The organism is Actinomadura sp. 7K507 (assembly GCF_004348425.1).
Taxonomy (GTDB): Bacteria; Actinomycetota; Actinomycetes; order Streptosporangiales; family Streptosporangiaceae; genus Spirillospora.
Genome location: NZ_SMKK01000431.1, coordinates 1 through 3,390 on the forward strand (window position 1 = coordinate 1; position 3,390 = coordinate 3,390).

At 74.6% G+C, this 3,390-nt stretch carries 2 protein-coding genes; one reads left to right on the top strand and one right to left on the bottom strand.

Features of this window, described 5'->3' with window-relative positions; translation table 11 throughout:
* The first annotated feature begins 156 nt into the window (after nt 1-156).
* On the top strand, nt 157-540 hold the full coding sequence (locus E1285_RS43915) for a phage holin family protein (RefSeq protein ID WP_132160834.1): 384 nt from the start codon (nt 157-159) through the stop codon (nt 538-540).
* Between the two features lie 13 nt (nt 541-553).
* Here the strand turns inward: E1285_RS43915 and E1285_RS43920 are convergent.
* Nucleotides 554-3,390 (bottom strand): hypothetical protein (locus tag E1285_RS43920; protein WP_207947278.1); only part of this gene is annotated, 2,837 nt, incomplete at its 5' end.

The window sequence follows — 3,390 nt, forward strand, 5'->3', positions numbered from 1 at the left end:
CCCTTCTTCTCCCGGAACGACTGACCGGACGACGCGCCTGGGGTTTACCCCCCACTCGAAGCCGAGGCCACTCGTTCTGGATGATGACGAGAGCGCCCACCCTGATCGCCGCATGGAGGGACGACTAAACCGGCCCGGTCAGGCCATGATCGTAGTGTGCGGATTCTTCTCAAAGTAGGCATCACCGCGGTGGCCCTGTGGGTCGCCACCGCGCTGATCAACGGTATCTCGGTCGAGGGCGACTCCAACGGCCGGCGGGCACTCACGCTGGTCGCCGTCGCGGTCATCTTCGGCCTCGTCAACGCCATCATCAAGCCGATCATCAAGACGCTCGGCTGCGCCTTCTACGTGATCACGCTCGGGCTGATCGGCCTCGTCGTGAACGCCCTGCTGCTCTGGCTGACCAGCGAACTCGCCGGAGAGCTGGAGCTGCCGTTCCACGTCAGCGGCTTCTGGCCCGCCTTCTGGGGCGCCATCGTCGTCGGCATCGTCGGCTGGCTGCTCCACCTGTTCGTCCCCGACAAGGACGACAAGGACTGAGGGCCCGGCCCTCTCAGCCGTCGAGCAGGTGGGGGGCGGCGGTCGTGGCGCGACCGAACGGGCTGTCCTCCAGCCTGCCGGACGGGGCGTCGGCGTACTCCCGGTACGGCGGCGGACGGGAGTCGGCCGTCCCCACCAGGACCCAGCGGCGCGCGCGCACGCCGCCGATGAGGAACTCGGCGTCCGTGATCTCCCCGGCGTCCGCGACGATCAGCGCGTCGAACTCCTCGTCGCGGGCCGTCAGGCCGATGCCGGCCGGGGTTCCGATGACGAGGTCCGCGGTGCGCAGCAGCACGTCGCTCGCCGCCGGCCGGCCGTGGCCCAGGTAGCCGGTGAGCTGCTCGATGCGGGCCATCGCGCGCCGCTGATGCGCCGGGACGACCTCGGGGTCCTCGGCGGGGTCCGCGCCGCAGATCTCCAGGACGCTCTCCCGCGAGCGAGCCTCGGTCCGCCGCGCGGTCTCCAGATCGGCGTCGCGGGCGGACATCTCCTCGGCCGCCTCGGCGGTGCGGCGTTCCAGCGCCGCGTCCGCCTCCGCCGCCCGCGTCGTGGCGGTCTGCGCGTGCGACCGGGCCCGTCCCGCCGCCGCGAGGGACTTCTCGCGGGACGTCCGGGCCGCGTTCACCCGGTCCTCGATCTCCTGCGCGGCCTGCTGCGCGGACCGCGCCCGCATGCCCGCCTGCGTCGCCCGCTCCACCGACTCCGCCGCCAGCCGCGCCTGCTCCTGATGCTCGGCGCCCGCGGTCTCCCGCTCCGTCGCCAGCCACGCCAGCTCCGTGCCGAGGCGCTCCTGCGCCTCCTGCGCCGCCTTCAGCCGAGCCCCGCCCTCCGACACGAACGACGCGAGCCCCCGCCGGATCCGCTCAGCCTCCTCCGCCGCGTCCTTGGCCTGCCGCGCCCGCTTCACGGCCTCGTCGGCGTCCCGCGTCCGGGCCCGGACCTCCGCGCGCAGGCTCTTCCAGTCCGACGGCGGCGACGCCACGTGCAGCCGCTGCCCGAGCGTCCTCTTCCGGCGCACCGCCGACAGCGCCGACTCCGCCGAGACCAGCCGGTAGTACGCGGCGTGCCCCTCGGCCGCCGCGTCGGCGTCCGCCGCCGTCAGCCGGTGGGCCTCCTCGGCCGCGCCGGGAAGGGCCTCCCGCGCCCGCGCCAGCTCCCCGGTCAGGGACGCCTCCGCCTGCCGCGCGGCCTGCAACTCCGCCTGCGCGGTCTTGGCGCGCTCGTCCATCTGGACGCACCGCGCGTAGGACGCGTCGGCCGTCCGGGTCAGCGCGTTGGCCTCGGCGGCGGCCTCCTCGGCGACCGTCCGCAGCCGTTCCGCCTCCTCCCGCGGACCGGCCAGCTCCTCCTCGGCCTCCGCCTGGACGGCGGCGAGCCGCTCCGCCTCCGCTTCGGCCTCCTCGGCGCCCTGCTCGGCGGCGGCCGCCGCGGTGCGGAACTCCTCGATCGCGTTGGACAGCGTCGTCCGCTCGGCCTCCAGCTCCTCGCCGCGCCGCAGATGCTCGCCCTGGACGGCCTTCAACGCCGCCGCGTCCCTGGGCCACTGCTCCAGCGACATCAGGCCGCGCCGCAGCAGGCGCACCTCCGTGTCCCACGACTGCCGCCACGCCTCCCCGACCGGGCGCAGCGCCGCCGACCGCACCCGCGTCTCCGGCGCGGACGGCCCCTCCTCCGGGACGGCAGGATCCACGTCCGGCAGCACGGGCAGCGGCTCGGCCCTGGTCACGGCCGACGAGCCCTCCTGCGGCTCGGGCAGCCCGACGACGGGCCTGAACTCGACCGTCCCGTGGGAGCCGGGTTCCCGTACCGGCGGGGCCTCGACGGCGTCGTCGTCCACCGGCGGGAACCCCTGCGTCTCCACCGAATCGGCCTCGGCCTCGGCCGTCGCCGGACGCGTCTCGATCAGCAAGGAGAAGACCTCGGGGTCGTTCTCCAGCCCCCGCAGCAGGTCGGACGCGCGCTCCGGTGTGGGCGCGACCAGCAGCGCCCGCCCGTCCGCCGCCGCCAGCTCCCGGACGATCTCGCGGACGACCTCGTCCCCCTTCTCCGCCGAGACCAGCCGGAGCTCCTCGGCCTCCTCCAGCGAACCGGGCGCGACCAGGAACCGGGCCAGCACCTCCCAGTCCCCCGCGACCCGCTCCTCGCGCAAAGCCCGCATGGCCGCGATGTGCGGCGCCCAGCCGACCGGCGGAACGTCCTCGGGCACCTCCCTCAGCCGCGCGTCGAGCCGCTCGTAGAACTCGGTCAGCGGCCCGTACACGGCATCGACCAGCTCGGCCCCGCCCCAGCCGGCCACGGCGGCCTCCGTCCCGAGCGGCGGAGTCGGATCACTCTCGTCCGCGACCCCGTCGAGCGGCATGGTCCCGAACCCGGCCCGGGGATCCAGCCCACCGTCCGCCTCCACCGCGTGGTCGACGGGGACGTCCGGCGCGGATTCCGCGCCGCTCTCTGATTCCGCCAGGCCTACGGCTCCGGCTTCATCCTGCGGCACGGGTTCGCTCTCTACGGCACCTTCGTCGGCTGCGCTTTCCGTGCTCCCCGCACCTTGCCCGCCGATGGCGTCGCCGTCCGGCGAGTCTTCATCCTCCGACTCCTTACTCTCCGCCTCTGTCGCGCCCGCTGTGCCGGTGAGCGTTGTTCGCGTTTGCGTGGTGGCGTAGTCGGCTGGGACGCCGGGGCTGGCTTCCGTGCCTTCCGCCGTTGGGTTGGCGAGGGTGGCGCCGCTCGGGGTGTGGTCGTCCGCCGCCTCCGTCGTGGGCGCGGTGCCGGTGAGCGCGCCGGTGTCGTTTCGTGGCTCGGGCTCGGGCTCTGTGGCGTCGTCGGCTGCGGTTTCCGTGGCCTGATCGGCGA